The following is a 15978-nucleotide window of genomic DNA, read 5'->3' as shown; positions in this document are numbered from 1 at the left end:
GGACCTCAGAACTCCCGCAGGTAACAGAGCATGCGGTAGTCCTCGCCGGGCTGGATGTTCGTGAACCCGTGCCGTTCGTAGAAGCGCCGGGTGTCCTCGTCGATCTCATCCACGTTGATGTGCATCTCCTCGCTGCCTCGCGCCCTCACCCGCTCGATGGCGTCCAGCAGCAGTTCGGTGCCGATGCCTCGTCCCCGCTGTCCCGGCCGCACGTACAGCTCCTCGAGCTGTGCCAGCGGTCCGTTGCCGTACGGCGTCGGGCGCAGGGTCAGGAACGCGAAGCCCGTCGGTGCCGTGGTGCTGCCCGAAAGCAGCACGAGGACGTCGTCGCCCGCCAGCAGCGTGCCGAAGCGCGCCGTGAAGTCCTCCGCGGAGGGCGTGGGCGAGCCGAACTCCGTGTTGAACTCGTGCAACAGCCGGCCCACGACGTCGGCCTGGGCGGGTCCTGCTCGCATCGTCACCATGGGTCTATGGTCTCCTGGGTCTCGCGCCCACGGTCAGATTGCCCAGAGCCGGCCACGTCATCAACCTGACGTGGCCGGACGCCACCCGGTGATCCACCTATCATGGCGGCAGACGAACCCTCGCCGTGGCTCACGCGCGCCCGGATCCTGGGGGGTCCGATCAACCAGCAGGGGATACGCCATGACGCAGCACCCACACGGTCAGTCCAAGACGTTGCCGGGCCGCACGGCGGAGCTGCAGCGCTTGAACGCCGTGTGGGAACGGGTGCAGACCGGTGCCCCTCAGTTCGTCGCCATCGAAGGCCCCGCCGGCATCGGCAAGACCACCCTGGTGGAGACCTTCCTCGCCGGCAAGCGCAATGTGCTGCCGGTGGTGGAGGTGTATCCCTCCGATGTGGACGTCCCCGGGGCGCTGATCCAGCGGCTGCTGTCCACCATCACCGGTCAGTACCGGGCCCAGTGGCCCACCGCGGTGGAGGACTACGTGCAAGTGGTCTTCGACGCCATCGAGGCCCTCCAGGAGTCGGCTGATGGGGCGGGGATCACCGTGGTGGAGGACCTCCACTGGGCGGACCGGTTCTCCGCCGAGGTGCTGTGGCGTTGCGCCCAGGCCATGACCTCGGGGCCCTTCATGATCATCCTGACCTTCCGCCCGCAGGCCACCGAGCTCACCGTCGGCCTCGAGCGCTTCCTGGCCTCGGGGCGGCACGGTACCCTCCTGCAGTTGGGCCCGTTGGGGGCAGCGGACTGCCGGCAGGTCCTGCGGGAGCGGCTGGGCATCCCCGTGTCCGAGGACTTCGCCCGCACAGTCCACCGCGGCACGGGCGGGGTCCCCCTGCTGGTGGGTGCGGTGGCCGGGTGGCTGGACCACGCCCCTCCAGGACACCGCCGGCTGCAGGATGCCATGGCGGCTTTGGGCACGGGTCAGGATGCGTCCCAGCGCCTGTTCGGCCGTGCCCTGCAGTCCTCCTTGGAGGCAGTCTCTCCCCATCTGCGGGACACCCTCAGCCTGCTGGCGGTGGCCGGCGAGCCACTCCACATCGTGCACCTGAGCGGCGCGTTGGTGGAGCTGGGTTACCCGGGCCTGCCGGATCATGGCCTGCTGGACTCCGACCAGGTACGCATCACCCACACCGCGGGCACAGTGGCCCTGTCCCACCCGCACCTGGCCACGCTCATGGCGGCCCAGCTGCCGGCCCAGCGACGTGCGGAACTGCACCGGATCCTCGCCCCGATCCTGAACGGGCCCGTGGCCCTGAATCACCGGGTCCAGGCACAGCGGCTGGACCCGGAGCCGGCGGAGACCCCGCTGCTCGTCCGGACGCTGATGCAGTACGGAGTAGAGGCCTTGGGCCGCGGAGACGGAGTGGAGGCCTTCGGCCACTTCCATCAGGCCCTGCGGTTGACCGGGGATCCGGTCGCCCTGACCTTGGCCCTGCGTGCCACCGTGCTGGCCCGCAGGCCGGACCTTGTGCTCGAGTTGCGGGATGTCCTGGCCGGGTTGCCCCAGACTCGGCCAGGGTGCGCGGCACGCGCCTGGGATCTGCTCGCCTCGGAGGACCTGGAGGGGGCGGTGGATCAGATCCGGCAGGGTCTCCACCTGCCGGAGGATGATCAGGCGCACGCTGGGCTGCTCCTGCTCGGCCATGCCCTGGCCGCTGCGGGACGGGTCGCCTACGCCACGGGACGGTTCGGTGCTGTGGGCAGCACCGTGGACGCGCTGTTGGACGAGCTGGAACCGGTGCGCCGCGGGTTCGAACACGCCGCCCGCCAGGACCCCCAGGCTCTACGCCAGGTCAGTGAGGCGCGCTCTGTGGAGGCACTGCTCGCCCTCTGGTCCGGCCTGCGGCATGGTGACCGCAGCCGCGTGGGCGAGTTCACCGAACAGATGACATCCCTGCTGGAGGACCTGCGTCCCGTCCCGGGGACCGAACCCGTGCGGAGCGTGATCTCCGCGGTGATCGGCTCGCGCCTCCGCGCCCAGGGGGAAGTGGCCGCCGCCTCCCGGATCCTTGATGCCACGGCCCAGGACGCCCAGGTCCCCCGCGAACAGCGGGTTTTCCTGGAGACCACCCTGAGCCAGCTGGCCTTCCACCAGGGCGCCTGGGACCGCGCGCTGGAGCATGCCACGAACGCTGTGGACAGCTGCCTGATGCAACCGGCCGATGCCGGGGTCCGCTCCGCCTATGCCACGGCGGCGCTGGTTCCGCTGGCCCGTGGCGAACAGCGGACCGGCCGCCAGCTGATCCAGCGAGCGGTGGACGACGCCGGCACCACCAGTGAGGTGGTGGCCTGCGCCGTGGCCTTCGCCCGCGCCATGGGCGCCACCTTCGCCGGCGACCACCCGGAGGCCGCGCGTCAGTTCCAGCTCATCGAGTCCACCCGGGTGGGGTGGGCCACCGCCGGGTTCACCACGGTCTGCCTGTACGCGCGGGCCCTGGCGGAGACCGAAAACGTGCACCGCCTGCAGACCCTCGCCGTCCACGCCACGGAGGGCATGGACTCCGCCCCGGAGGGCGTCCTGCGCGCCGTGGAGGCGGCCACGCTCGGTGCGCTGTACCGCGCACGGGCCCAACCGGACGAGGCACGGGAGCAGCTGGTAGAGGCCTTGGCCGCCCTGGACGACGAGCCGGTTCCGTACGTGGCCGGCATCGGTCCGGACATCCTGCCCGGCGGCGGCCATGCCTTGGTCCGGGCCTTCCTGGCGCTGGACCTGTCCCGGCTCGCCCTGGGCGGCGCGGGCACCGGCGAGCAGCCCGAGGACCGAGTGGGCGACGCCGGCCGGTGGGCCCGCCAGGCCGCCGACTTCTTCCTGCGGTGTGGGGCGATGCCGCTCCACGGCCAGGCGGAGGAACTGGCCACCGCCCTGCGGGAGCAGCAGGATGACAAAGCCACCGGACCGGCGGCGGGCCAAGGGGCAGACCGCGCCCTTGAACTGGTCTCGGCTCCGGCACAGGCTGCGTTCCGGTTGATGGCCGAGCTGTCCACCCACGAGCGGCAGATCGCCGTCGAAGTGGCCCAGGGTAAGAGCGATCGTGAGATCGCCACCGACCTGTTCCTCAATGTGCATACGGTGGAGTACCGGGTGGCCACGTGCCTCGCGAAGCTCGGGATGACCAGCCGTGTGGACCTGCGGAAGGCCCTGCGGCCGGCCACCCTGACCCTGCTGGTCCCGGCGCTGACTCGGGCCGGCCCCGAGGGCGGTCTCCCGGTGGATGGCCTTCCAGCAGACCAGGACGGCCCGAGCGCTACCTGAGGATCACTCCCCGCCTCGCCTCAGCCCTCGTACATGGCGATGAAGCGGCCGACCACACCGCCCACGCGGAGCTTGTCGATGGCCTCCGGGATGTCGGCGGGGGTGATGTGGTTGATCGGCGGGTTGAGCTGGCCGGAGCGCATCAGCTCGTAGATGCCGGCCAGGTCCTCCTTCGTTCCGGACTTGGAGCCCTTGATGGACAGCTGGTTGACGATCAGCGGGTAGGTGTTGATGGTCGATTCAAGCTGGCCCATGCCGACCTGGACCAGGGTGCCGAACTCCGCCAGCGTCTCGAGAGCCGCCGAGGTGGTGGTGCCGAAACCGGCGTAGTCCACGATCAATTCCAGGCCCTTGTCTTTGAAGGCGTCGATCGAATCGGCCACGCCGGCCAGTCCGATCTCCTCGGCCAGCTTCTGGGTCTCCGGGTTGATCTCCGCCCCGTAGACCTCCGCGCCCACCAGGGCCGCCGCCCGCGCCCCGATGTACCCCAGTCCGCCCAGGCCGATGACGCCGACCTTCATGCCCTTCTTCGCGCCGCCGACGGCCATCATCGCGTGGTAGGCGGTCAGGCCGGCGTCGGTGGCCATGGCCCCGAGGTCGAAGGAGACCTCGTCCGGGAGGGCGACCAGGTTGTCGTCCGTGGCGAGCATCCGAGGGGCGAATCCGCCGTCCCATTTGCCGTAGCCCAGGGCGTCGCCATCGGACATCACCGGGGCCAGGCCCACGCGGTCTCCGACCTTCCAGTGATCCATGCCCTCGCCGACCTCGCTGATCACACCGGCGGACTCGTGACCCATGGTGCGGGGCAGGCCGTGCTGGAAGAGGGCCATCCAGCCTGGATCATCGATCGTGGTGACATCGGAGTGGCAGACGCCGGACGCCTTGACGTCCACGACGACCTGCCCGGGACCCGCCTTCGGCTCCGCGACATCATTGAGTTCCAGGGGCTTGTCGGTACCAACGAACTGCCAGGCCTTCATGATCAACCTCTCTGTGATGCGTGTGTGGCGCATCGGTGGTGAGTGACGAGGCGGGGACCGCCCCGGCGCCACGGTGGTGGCTGGCGCACGTCCAACCCTAGGCACATCGCTGGCCGGTGGGCAGTGCTGCCACCCCCAGCCTATTGCGCACAATTGAATCGTGCGCAATGCTTTCGCCATGAGCATCACATCCCAGGAAACCACCGTCCGCCTGGAGGACCAGGTGTGCTTCGCCCTGTATGCGGCCGCCCGGACGGCTCAGCAGGCGTACCGCCCTCTGTTGGATGAGCTCGGCCTGACCTACCCGCAGTACCTCGTGCTGTTGGTGCTCTGGGAGCAGGACGGGCAGACCGTTTCCGCCCTCGGTGATCGGCTGCACCTGGACAGCGGCACGCTGTCCCCGCTGTTGCGGCGCCTGGATGAGCACGGCCTCATCACCCGCGAGCGCCAGTCAACGGATGCACGCCGAGTCTCCGTGCACCTGACCGCAGCGGGTGATGACCTCCGCTCGCGCGCCGCCGAGGTGCAGCGCTGCCTGGAGGGCGCCGTCCCTCTGCCCCCGGAGGACCTGCTGAGCCTCCGGGACCTCTCCCGCCGGTTCGCCGGCTCGGACGCCTGACCTCTTGACCTCAACCCAAGGAGACCGCATGAAGACCGTGTACACCGCAGAAGCCCTCTCCACCGGAGGCGGCCGCAACGGCCATACCCAGACCGCCGACGGCACGATCAGCTTGGACCTCGCCACCCCGAAGGAGATGGGCGGCACCGGTGACGGTGCCAACCCGGAACAACTCTTCGCCGCCGGCTACGCGGCCTGCTTCCATTCGGCCCTGCAGGGAGTGGCCCGCCAGGCGAAGAAGGACCTCGGCGAGTCCAGCGTCGGTGCCCGCGTGGGGATCGGCCCGAATGACGACGGCGGCTACAGCCTGGAGGTCACCCTCGAGGTGGTCATCCCGGACCTTCCTCGGGACGAGGCGCAGGACCTGGCGGAGAAGGCCCACCAGGTCTGCCCCTACTCCAATGCCACCCGCGGCAACATTGACGTCACCGTGAACGTGGTGCAGGACTGATGCCCTCGCTCTCCGACTTCACGGCTCGCACGGCCACCGGCGAGGACCGGCCCCTCTCCGGCTACGCGGGGCACGTGGTGGTCGTGGTCAACACAGCCAGCCAGTGCGGTCTGACCCCGCAGTTCGAGGGTCTGCAGGAGCTCTACTCCGATTACCGGGACCGCGGGCTGGTGATACTCGGCTTCCCCTGCAACCAGTTCGCCCACCAGGAGCCGGGCACGGACGCCGAGGCCAGTGAGTTCTGCCAGCTGAACTACGGCGTCGACTTCCCGATGTTCGCCAAGGTGGAGGTCAATGGCTCGGGAGCGCACCCGCTGTTCGCCTGGTTGCGGCAGGAGACCTCGGGGATGCTCGGCGGCGCGGTCAAGTGGAACTTCACGAAGTTCCTGATCGGCCGGGACGGGACCGTCCTCGAGCGCTTCGCACCGACCACCGCCCCCGCCAAGATGCGCGGCGCGATCGAGACGGCACTGGCGCAGCAGTGAACAAGCGGCCAAGGGACATGGAGGGCGGGCAGGCGCGGCTGCGCTTCACCGGCCACATCGCCGGGGCCGGTACCTCGGGCGGGACCCGGTTGGTGCTCGGACGCTGGATGAGGTCCCCGCACGGGCCGTTCGCGGACGTGATGGTCCAACGCCCGGACGGCCACCGGATCCTGCTCGCCCCGGACGCCTGGGTGACCGAGTTCGTGGCGGCCACCTACTCCTTCGACGAGGTACTCGAGGTGCCGGTCCAGGTCCAGGTGCCCGACGCCGGCGCTGCCGCCGGCTCCCGCTGGCACGTCACCGCCGGTCCTCTGACATGGGCCTTCGAGGTTGGTGGCCGGATGCCGCTGGGCCATGTGTTGCGTGCCGTTCCCGGACCGGTGGGCCGCAGCCTGACCATGGCGCGGATCACCGACCGGGTGGCCCGATGGGCTATGCCCGGCGTGCGCACCCTGGGCAGCGCGGGGAACGACCGCCTCGAGTGGTATGCCGCACGCGACCTGCACCGGATCACGGCCTCCACCGCCACCTGGGCGGGAGAGGACCTGGGCAGGCTGGCAGACCTGGATCCGCCAGCCGAGTTCGGCTTCAGCTCCACCCCGCGCCACCCCAGTCTGACGACCCTGACGAGCACCGTGCGCCTGCCCCGCTGACGTGGGCGCTGGCGCTGGCGCCTCAAGCCTTGATCACCACTCTGACGGCTGCCCCGCCACTCCCGAGACGCCGCGAGGCCCTTCTAGCAACGTTTGCCGAGGACATGTCGTTACTGCGGGTACGGCGTCTCACCACGCTCCAGCATGCCGACCAGCTTGACCAGCCGATTGGTCCGGCTGGTCGGGCTCGGGGCGGTGAGGACCCGGTGCAGGACGGCGTACCGATTCTGACCGTTGAGGGTGGCGAAGGTGGCGGCAGCAGCCGGTGAGGCGGCGAGCGCGGAGGCCAAGTCCTCGGGGACCTCGGCTGTGGCTGGGCCGGCGTAGGCGCGGTCCCACCGGCCGTCGGACTTCGCCCGGTCGATCTCGGCCTGCCCGCGGGGCCGCATCCGCCCCTGTTCGATCAGCTCGGCCACGAGCGTGACATTGCGCTGGGACCACATCGAGGCCTTGCGGCGCGGCGTGTACCGCTGACGGTAGGTGGTGGCATCGATCGACTTGGACTGGCCGTCGATCCAGCCGCTGCACAACGCCTCCCGCAGGGCCTGCTGGTAGGTCAGCGACGTCGGGGAAGTAGCTCCCTTCTTGGCCAGCAGCAGCCAGATGCCGTCCGAACTCTCCTCGTGCGCATCCAACCACTCCCGCCAGGCCGCGACGCCCTCCACGATCAGGACCCCGGGTTCCCCGGCTGCAGATGTGTTCTTCATGTAGGTCCTTCGTGATCAGCCCGGCGCGGGCGTCCTATGCAGCTGAATTCTCTCTACCACCGACACTGTATGCCTGCAGCCAACCTGCAGTCCCTCTGGACCATCGGCTGATAAGTACCCGTTGAGTCCTCTCACAGGTCATGCAAGTATGTGACTCACCCCACATCCGTCTCATGTGTTTTCCCTCGCCGTCTCACCTCTGCACCACCCTGAGGAGACACCATGAGCCCATCACCCGCATCCTTCGACCCGACTCCCACCTCCGGCGCTGACTCGACCGCGACCGCAACCGTCGCACCCAAGCCGGCCATCCGGCGTCGTACGTTCTTAGGGGTGGGCGCCGCCGCCTTCGGGGCGACGGCCATCGGCACCGGAGCACTCACGGGGCTGACCTCCAGCTCCCGCGCCGACGCCGCTGTGACCATTCCGGCAGAGGACAGAGATCCGCTGAACCTGCTGCAACGCATGCTCTCGTTCGACACCCAGAACTCCGGGCAGGGCGGCAAGACCCGGCCGCACGCCGAGATGCTCAAGGCGGTCTGGGACCGGGCGGGTGTGGATGCGGAGATCATCGAGACGCCCCAACCGGACAACGTGCACCTGATCGCGCGGATCGCCGGCGCCGGCAACGCGGAGCCCCTGCTATTGCTCGGACACTCGGACGTGGTGCCCGTGGAACTGGAGAACTGGTCAGCGGACCCCTTCTCCGGCGAGGTGAGGGACGGGGAGGTGTACGGCCGCGGCGCGCTGGACATGAAGGGCGCGAATGCCGCGAGCATCAGCGCCCTGCTGCGCCACCTGCAGGAGGGGGCACGCTTTGACCGGGACATCATCGTCCTCACCGACTGCGATGAGGAGGCCGGATCCTTCGGCTCCCGGTGGCTGGCCGAGAACCACTGGGACAAGATCAATGCCGGTTCGGTCCTGACCGAGGGCGGCTGGTTCCTGGCCCAGGGAGACGCGACCACCCCGATGCTCATCACGGCCACCCGCCAGGACAAGGTCTACTTCAACCTGGACATCACCGCTAATGGCACCGCCACACACTCGTCCAAGCCGATGCCGGACGCGGCCATGGTCACGCTGTCCCGGGCGCTGGCCGACCTGGGCGACTGGGAGGCGCCCGTCCATCTGACAGACGTGACCCGCGAGTACTTCAAGGCCCTGGCTGCATCCACCGATGACCGACGTTTCGCCCAGGCCATCCGGATTCTGCTCTCGGCGCGGTCCGCCAAGATGCGGGAACGAGCCGAGAAGCTCGTGGTCTCACGCTCCGACTACCCCTATCTGCACCGCGCCCTACTGCGGACCACGCACGCCTTCGTGATCCAGGAGGCCGGGTACAAGGAGAACGTGATCCCCTCCAGCGCCACGGCCCGGCTGAACTGCCGTGCGGTTCCCGGAGGGCAGAAACCACGGGAATTCCTGAAACAGGTGCGAAGCTTGTTAGCCCGGCGGGACGTGGAGGTCAGCATCGCCGCCCCGGAGGGGACGAGCGAGGAGGACTACCTCAACGAGTTGGATCAGACGTGGGGTGCTCCCCCGGCGGACATCGACACCGATCTGTTCCACGCGCTGTCCGGAGCGGCCGAGTCGACCTACCCGGAGGCGGTCTTCGCCCCGGCCCTGTTCGAGGCCGGAACCTCCCTGGCCCCCTGGCGTGCCAAGGGCATCCCCGGCTATGGCGTCTACCCCTATGTGCTGTCCAACGAGCAACTGATCGGGATGCATGGAGACGACGAGCGGATCTTCGTGGAGGCGCTGAAGACCGGCACGGACTACATGTACACGGTGTTCGAGAGGTTCCGGGTGGGATGAGCCCTACGCCGAGGTCCGGACCACCAGCTCCGGATCCAGTTGCCGGCTCTCCACGTCCTTGCCGTCCATCCGCTCCAAGAGCAGTTCCAGCCCCTGGCGCCCGATCTGGTGCATCGGCGAGCGCACCGTGGTCAGCCCCACCCCGCTGGCCAAGGGGGTGTCGTTGTACCCGACGATCCTGACGTCGTCCGGGACGGACAGCCCCCGCTCGGCCAGGACGCCCAGGGCGCCGATGGCCGCGAAGTCGTTGACGGCGAACAGCGCGTCCGGCACGCCCACGGTGTCCAGCAGGCGCCGGGTGGCCTCCTCGCCGGCCTCGGCGTCGAATCCGCCAGTGGCGATGTGCTCGGCGGGAACGTGGATGCCGTGCTCGGCCAGCCGTTCGGTGAATCCGGCCGTGCGGTCGATCGAGGTGGACATGCGGTCCTTGCCGGCCAACAGGAATATCCTCTCCATACCCAGTCCGGCGAGGTGCTCCCCGGCGAGCTGCCCACCGAGGTAGTCGTTGCAGGTCACGGAGGGGTAGCCCGGGGACCGGCGGTTGACGAGCACGAAGGGAACGCCCTCCCCCTCGATCGCCGTCAGGGTGGAGCCGTCGAACGGCGTGTCCCCGAGGATCAGGCCATCGATGCGCCGGTCCATCAGCTTCCGGACGCGGGCCTCGTGGGAGTCGGGATTGTCCAGGGAGTTCGCCACCACCGCCACGTAGCCGTGCTCGGCCGCGGCCTCGTCAATGCCCTCGTAGATCGTGGCCAGCACGTAGTCCTGCAGCCGCGGCACCACCACCCCGATCAACCGCGACCGGGCCGTGCGCAGGGAAGCAGCGTAGGGGTTCTTGGCGTAGCCGACCTCGTGGGCCAGGGCCAGGATGCGCCGGCTGGTCTCCGGGGATGCCCAGCGCGATTCCTCGCCCGCCGCGTCATTCAGCACGCGGGACACCGTGGACGGACTGAGACCCAGCTCCTGGGCCAGCCCCTTCAGGGTGACGGATGATCGCTTGCTCACGGTGGCCTTCGGTGGTGGTCGGGTGCTGGCGGTCGCCTGACTCGCCCCGCAGGGCGGGAGGGAGCGCCGTCAGTCTACGGGCCGAACATGGAGTCTTGCATCACGTCGATTCCTACTCTAATGTGCATCACATCACTTTACACAAACGTTTGTGGCAATCGATTGGGGCACTGCTCCCGATCATGGCCCGACTTGCATCAGAGGCGGTACGGATTGACCAGAGTCCACATCATCGGCACCGGCGGGACCATCGCGTCCCGTTCCGGGCAGGCCGGCGCGGGTGCGGAGGGCATGGGCCACGTTGACGGCTCGGTCGCCTCGGACACGATCGGTGACCTCGTCGCCTCATCCCCGGCGGCCGCAGCCCATGAGGCCCTCCAGGTCACCACCGAGGACGTCATGACGCTGGGCAGCTACCGGCTGGGACTGCCGGAGATCCTGGAGATCACCGCGGCGGCGCTCACCCGCGCGGCCGAGACGGCGGTGGACGGCGTGGTCGTCACCCACGGCACCGACACCCTCGAGGAGACCGCATTCCTGGTGGATCTGGTCAACGGCACGGACACCACCGTGGTGTTCACCGGCGCCCAGCGCGCAGCTGATCAGCCGGACTCGGACGGCCCCCGCAACCTCCGCCAGGCCCTGACGGTGGCCGCTGATCCGCGCTTCCGCGGCATGGGCGCCCTGATCGCGTTCGACGGCCGGGTTCAGACCGCCCGTGGCGCCCGGAAGGCCCACACCACCGCCAGCCAACCCTTCGACGGCGGCGCCACCGTGGGCCTGTTCCGCAATGATGAGCTCGACCTCGTCGCCCGGCCGGCCCGGCCCCGCGCCCTGGCCCTGCCCGGCCCCGGGTTCGGCACCACCCGGGTGGATGTCATCACGGCCTACCCCGGCTCCTCTCCTGACGCGCTGCGGCACGCGGCGCAGAGCGGCGCGGCGGGCGCGGTGCTGGCGGGCACCGGCGTCGGGAACGCGGGTCCGGGGCATGCCGACGCTGTGGCGGATCTGGTCTCCTCGGGGATCCCCGTGGTGCTGAGCACCCGCGTTCCGAGCGGCCCCATGGTTCCCATCTACGGCAACGGCGGCGGCGTGGACCTGATCGCGGCCGGCGCCGTCAGCGCCGGACACCTGAACCCCTTCCAAGCACGGATCCTCGCGGCGGCGCTGCTGTCCGGGAATCCCTCCACCACCGAATTCACCACCCTGTTCAGCGAACTGCGCTGACCACAGAAAGGAACGAACATGACCAAGAAGATCTACGTGTCCGTGGGAATCGACGTCGACGCCGTGGGCGGCTGGCTCGGCTCCTACGGTGGCGAGGACTCTCCCGGTGACATCTCCCGCGGGCTGTTCGCCGGCGAGGTGGGCGTGCCGCGCCTATTGCAGCTGGCCCAGCGCCGGGAGATCCCCGTGACCTGGTTCTGGCCGGGCCACTCGGTGGAGACCTTCCCGCAGCAGTTCGACGAGGTCGTCGCCGCCGGCCATGAGATCGGCGTGCACGGCTACTCGCACGAGAATCCGATCGCCATGACCCGCACCCAGGAGACGGAGATCCTGGACTACTGCACCGACCTGATCGAGCGGCGCTCCGGCAAGAAGCCCGTGGGCTACGTGGCCCCGTGGTGGGAGTTCTCCAAGGTCACCAACGAGATCCTGCTCGAGCGCGGCTTCCTCTACGACCACTCCCTGATGCATGACGACCACACCCCGTACTACGTGCGCGTGGGTGACACCTGGACCAAGATCGACTACTCCGCCAACTCGGCCCACGACTGGATGAAGCCGCTGGTCCGCGGCGAGGAGACCGACCTCATCGAGATCCCGGCGTCCTGGTACCTGGACGACCTGCCCCCGATGATGTTCATCAAGTCCAGCCCCAACAGCCACGGCTTTGTCTCCCCGCGGGACGTGGAGCAGCTCTGGAAGGACCAGTTCGACTGGGTCTACCGAGAGATGGACTACGCGGTCTTCCCCATCACCATCCACCCGGACGTCTCCGGCCGCCCGCAGAACCTGCTGATGCTCGAGCGGCTGTTCGACCACATCCAGGGTCACGACGGCGTCGAGTTCGCCTTCATGGAGGACGTCGCCCGGGACTTCGCCCAGCGCCACCCCCGCCCGCAGGCCTGATCAGCCCACCGGCCACCACTCCCCTTTGGATGGATCGCCCGGCCCACTGGGCCGGGTGATCCCCTCACACGAAAGCCCACCATGTCCTCTCCTCGCACCGCCTCAACCGGGCCCGTGGCCCCCTGGGACGTCCCCGTCACCCCGGGCATGATCCGCAAGGTCTCGATCGTCTGCTTCCTGGCCTGGGTCATCTCCGTCTACGACTTCACCCTCTTCGGCACGCTGCTGCCGGTGATCGCCGAGGACTTCGGGTGGAGCACCGCCCAGTCCACGATGATCAACACCCTGGCCCACGTGGGCGTGTTCATCGTCTCGCTGATCGTCGGGCCGATCATCGACCGCCTGGGCCGGCGCAACGCGCTGGTGATCCTGATGATCGGCGGCGGCCTGGCCGCCGGCTTCACCGGCATGGCGATCGGCGCCGTCTCGATCATCCTGGTGCGCTCCTTCACCGGCCTGTCCCTCTCCGAGGAGGTCGTCAACGCGGTCTATCTCTCCGAGATCTACAAGGACGTCAAGAACAAGGGCTTCTTCTACTCCGTGGTGCAGGCCGGCTACCCGATCGGCGCGCTGGTGGCCGCCGGCATGTCCGCCCTGCTGCTGCCGGTCATCGGCTGGCGCTGGTCCTTCGTGATCGCCGGCGTACTGGCCATCGCGGTGGCCCTGGTGGCCACGCGCCTTCCCGAGTCGCCCACCTTCGCCGCCATCCGTGAGGCGCGCCGCCGCCAGTCCGTGGGGGACGACGCCGGCGCCCAGGTCCTGATCGACCAGCACCGCCTCGAGATGGACAGCGAGACCCAGGGCGGCCTCAAGGAGGTCTTCTCCCCGGCGCTGCGCCGGCACACCATCCTGCTCTCCCTGGCCTGGCTGTTCAGCTGGATCGGCATCCAGGTCTTCTCCGTGCTGGGCACCACGGTGCTCGTGGAGGCCAAGGGCGTCTCCTTCGAGAACGCCCTGGTCATCCTCATCGGCGCCAACGCCGTCGGCTTCGTCGGCTACCTGTTCCACGGCTGGCTCGGAGACCGGATCGGCCGCCAGCGCACCGTGATCCTCGGCTGGCTGGCCGGCGCCGCCTCCAGCCTGGGCATGCTGCTCATCCCGGGGGCCACCTGGTTCATCATCGCCATGTATGGCCTGACCCTGTTCTTCCTGACCGGGCCGTTCGCGGCACTGCTCTACTACATGGGCGAGTCCTTCCCGGCGCACGCCCGCGGCATGGGCACCAATGTGGCCCATGTGATGGCGCCGGTGGGCGGGATCGTGGGCTCCGGCCTGCTCAGCGCCCTGCTCTTCGCCGGCCTGTCCATGACCGCCGCCGCCATCCTCTCCGGCACTCTCGGGCTGGCCCTGGCTGGGCTGTGCATGATGGGCACCCGCAGGATCGAGGGATCCGGCGCGGACGCCCCGGCCGATCTGCTGGGCCACGGCAATCACCCCGACACGGAGAAGGATGAGGTGACGCTCTGATGAGTACCCAACGAGACGACGGACTGGCCGGCAAGGTCGCACTGATCTCCGGCGGCGCCAGCGGGATCGGCCAGGCATTGGCGGTGGCCTACGCCCGGGCCGGTGCGCACAGCGTGGTCAACTACTTCCCCGGTGACCCGCACGACTCCCAGGAGACGGTGCGGGCCGTGGAGGCCGCCGGCGGACGGTGCATCGCCGTGGCCGCCGACGTCCGCAGGACCGAGGACTGCGACGCCATGGCCGAGGCCGCCATGGCGGATTTCGGCCGGTTGGACATCGCCGTGGCCGCTGCCGGCATCCTGCGGCGCAACCCGCTGGGCGAGATGACGGACCAGGCCTGGGAGGACATGCTGGACGTGGACCTCACGGGCGTGATGCGCATCTTCCGCACGGCAGCCGCCAAGATGACCGACGGCGGCGCGATGGTCGCGACGTCATCGATCGCCGGCGGCGTGTACGGCTGGGAGGAGCACGCCCACTATGCCGCGGCGAAGTCCGGCGTGCTGGGCCTGTGCCGCTCCCTTGCCGTGGAACTGGCCCCGCGCGGGATCCGCGTGAACGCGGTGATCCCGGGGCTGATTCGCAGCCCACAGTCCGAGGACGCGAAGAACTCCCTGGGGGACGAGGGGCTCAAGGCCGCCGGGAAGATCATCCCCGCCGGCCGCGTGGGCACCGTGGACGAGACCGCCCGCACCATCCGCTTCCTCACCAGTGACGATTCGGCCTACGTCACCGGCCAGGAACTCATCGTGGACGGCGGACTGACCATCCGCTGGCCCAGCTGAGCCACCCACTTCGGAATCGACAGTCAGCACGTGAGAGAAGGAGCAGGCGCATGGAAGCGCTGAAGGACAAGGTCGCCGTCATCACCGGCGGCGCCAGCGGGATCGGGGCGGCCATCGCCCGGCTGTACGCAGAGAACGGCGCGGCCATCGCCGTGCTGGACCGTGACGCGGCAGCCGGCGCGGCCGTCGTCGGGCATCTGACCGAGACCGGCGCCACGGCGCTGTTCGCGGAAGTGGACGTCACCAGCTCGGATTCGGTCCGGCAGGCCATGGACTCCGTCGCAGAGCAGCTGGGCGGGATCGACATCCTGGTGACCGCCGCCGGCATCCTGGACGAGAAGCCGATGGCCGAGATGACCGAGCAGGACTTCGACCGGACGGTGGACATCGACCTCAAGGGCGTGTTCCTCGCCGGCCGGTGGGCCCTGCCGCACCTGCAGTCGCGCGGGGGCGGGCGCATCATCAACATCGCGTCCCAGCTGGGCATCAAGGGCGGCACCGGGCTGGTGCACTATGTGGCGGCGAAGGCCGGGGTGATCGGCATGACCAAGGCGATGGCCCTGGAGCTGGCACCCGAGGGGATCCTGGTGAACGCCATCGCCCCCGGCCCCATCGACACGCCCCTGCTGAACGGCGTGACCGAGGAATGGAAGGCGGCCAAGCGCGCCGAACTGCCGCTGGGCCGCTTCGGCACGGCCGAGGAGATCGCCCCGACGGCCCTGCTGCTGGCATCCTCCCCGGGCGGGGACATCTACGTGGGTCAGACGCTCGGGCCCAACAGCGGCGACGTGATGCCGTAGGGAGTCACCATGTGCGGAGCATGCCCCGGGGGCACCACGGTGTCCCCCACCACGGCCACCCTCAACCGGCTCGGGCGCAAGCGCCAGGCGCTGGCAGAGCTGCGCCGCGGGCTGGCTCCCGGCTGTTCGCTCACCCTGATGGGTGACGGCTGGACCCTGCGACGCCGGACCGGCCGCCAGGACGTCTTCGCGGATGTGGAGGAATTACTCGATTCGCTGGAGACGCCCGGGTCCGCTGCTGGCGCGGACTGGACGGGGACGGAGACGCCGCGGGCCGTCGTCGGGCGCCTGCTCACGCGGGCCACGTGAGCTCTTCCTTCCGAAACCGCCGCGGGCCGGCCGGTGGACGATGAAC

16 protein-coding genes are annotated in these 15978 nt (G+C 69.4%); 12 read left to right on the top strand and 4 right to left on the bottom strand.

Going from position 1 to position 15978, the window contains the following annotated elements:
- Positions 1–5: 5 nt before the first annotated feature.
- Complete coding sequence (locus tag IEX49_RS12275; RefSeq protein WP_188806453.1) at positions 6–455, bottom strand: GNAT family N-acetyltransferase; 450 nt, start codon at positions 453–455, stop codon at positions 6–8.
- A 190-nt stretch (positions 456–645) separates the two neighbouring features.
- On the opposite strand from IEX49_RS12275, the gene IEX49_RS12270 reads away from it, so the two are divergent.
- Complete coding sequence (locus tag IEX49_RS12270; RefSeq protein WP_188806452.1) at positions 646–3720, top strand: helix-turn-helix transcriptional regulator; 3075 nt, start codon at positions 646–648, stop codon at positions 3718–3720.
- Between the two features lie 20 nt (positions 3721–3740).
- Here IEX49_RS12270 and IEX49_RS12265 read toward each other — a convergent pair whose 3' ends face one another.
- Positions 3741–4700: a zinc-binding dehydrogenase gene (locus tag IEX49_RS12265; RefSeq protein ID WP_188806451.1), complete on the bottom strand. Its 960-nt coding sequence runs from the start codon at positions 4698–4700 to the stop codon at positions 3741–3743.
- Between the two features lie 178 nt (positions 4701–4878).
- On the opposite strand from IEX49_RS12265, the gene IEX49_RS12260 reads away from it, so the two are divergent.
- The 4 genes from IEX49_RS12260 to IEX49_RS12245 are packed head-to-tail and all read left to right on the top strand — an operon-like array spanning position 4879 to position 6908.
- The gene (locus tag IEX49_RS12260) at positions 4879–5319 is read left to right on the top strand and encodes a MarR family winged helix-turn-helix transcriptional regulator (RefSeq protein ID WP_188806450.1); all 441 of its coding nucleotides are present in this window, start codon (positions 4879–4881) and stop codon (positions 5317–5319) included.
- Positions 5320–5347: 28 nt separating this feature from the next.
- Positions 5348–5770, top strand: coding sequence for an organic hydroperoxide resistance protein (locus IEX49_RS12255; RefSeq protein ID WP_188806449.1), 423 nt, complete (start codon positions 5348–5350; stop codon positions 5768–5770).
- A complete protein-coding gene (locus IEX49_RS12250; protein ID WP_188806448.1) occupies positions 5770–6255 on the top strand; it encodes a glutathione peroxidase in 486 nt (161 codons plus the stop codon). The genes IEX49_RS12255 and IEX49_RS12250 overlap by 1 nt, the downstream gene beginning before the upstream one ends.
- Positions 6252–6908, top strand: coding sequence for a hypothetical protein (locus tag IEX49_RS12245; protein ID WP_308421944.1), 657 nt, complete (start codon positions 6252–6254; stop codon positions 6906–6908). The genes IEX49_RS12250 and IEX49_RS12245 overlap by 4 nt, the downstream gene beginning before the upstream one ends.
- Before the next feature lie 110 nt (positions 6909–7018).
- Here the strand turns inward: IEX49_RS12245 and IEX49_RS12240 are convergent, their stop codons facing one another.
- Positions 7019–7615, bottom strand: coding sequence for a YdeI/OmpD-associated family protein (locus IEX49_RS12240; protein WP_188806447.1), 597 nt, complete (start codon positions 7613–7615; stop codon positions 7019–7021).
- Between the two features lie 222 nt (positions 7616–7837).
- Between IEX49_RS12240 and IEX49_RS12235 the strand changes: the two genes are divergently transcribed.
- Positions 7838–9433, top strand: a complete 1596-nt coding sequence (locus tag IEX49_RS12235; RefSeq protein WP_188806446.1) for a M20/M25/M40 family metallo-hydrolase — start codon at positions 7838–7840, stop codon at positions 9431–9433.
- 3 nt (positions 9434–9436) lie between these two features.
- On the opposite strand, the gene IEX49_RS12230 is transcribed toward IEX49_RS12235, so the two are convergent.
- A complete protein-coding gene (locus IEX49_RS12230; protein ID WP_188806445.1) occupies positions 9437–10438 on the bottom strand; it encodes a LacI family DNA-binding transcriptional regulator in 1002 nt (333 codons plus the stop codon).
- Between the two features lie 213 nt (positions 10439–10651).
- On the opposite strand from IEX49_RS12230, the gene IEX49_RS12225 reads away from it, so the two are divergent.
- From IEX49_RS12225 to IEX49_RS12200, 6 genes are all read left to right on the top strand, one after another.
- Positions 10652–11665, top strand: coding sequence for an asparaginase (locus IEX49_RS12225; RefSeq protein WP_188806444.1), 1014 nt, complete (start codon positions 10652–10654; stop codon positions 11663–11665).
- Positions 11666–11683: 18 nt separating this feature from the next.
- Positions 11684–12571, top strand: coding sequence for a polysaccharide deacetylase family protein (locus IEX49_RS12220; protein ID WP_159554086.1), 888 nt, complete (start codon positions 11684–11686; stop codon positions 12569–12571).
- Positions 12572–12652: 81 nt separating this feature from the next.
- On the top strand, positions 12653–14038 hold the full coding sequence (locus tag IEX49_RS12215; protein WP_188806443.1) for an MFS transporter: 1386 nt from the start codon (positions 12653–12655) through the stop codon (positions 14036–14038).
- Positions 14038–14823 (top strand): SDR family NAD(P)-dependent oxidoreductase, encoded by a 786-nt coding sequence (locus IEX49_RS12210; RefSeq protein ID WP_188806442.1) that lies wholly within the window; start codon positions 14038–14040, stop codon positions 14821–14823. Before IEX49_RS12215 ends, IEX49_RS12210 begins: the two co-directional genes overlap by 1 nt.
- Positions 14824–14873: 50 nt before the next feature.
- On the top strand, positions 14874–15623 hold the full coding sequence (locus IEX49_RS12205; RefSeq protein ID WP_188806441.1) for an SDR family NAD(P)-dependent oxidoreductase: 750 nt from the start codon (positions 14874–14876) through the stop codon (positions 15621–15623).
- A 9-nt stretch (positions 15624–15632) separates the two neighbouring features.
- Positions 15633–15932: a hypothetical protein gene (locus tag IEX49_RS12200; RefSeq protein WP_188806440.1), complete on the top strand. Its 300-nt coding sequence runs from the start codon at positions 15633–15635 to the stop codon at positions 15930–15932.
- Positions 15933–15978 lie beyond the last annotated feature (46 nt).

It is taken from the genome of Citricoccus zhacaiensis (assembly GCF_014645315.1).
Classification (GTDB): Bacteria; Actinomycetota; Actinomycetes; order Actinomycetales; family Micrococcaceae; genus Citricoccus; species Citricoccus zhacaiensis.
The sequence above is the reverse complement of the archived record's forward strand: the minus strand, read 5'-3'. Positions and strand labels throughout refer to the sequence as shown.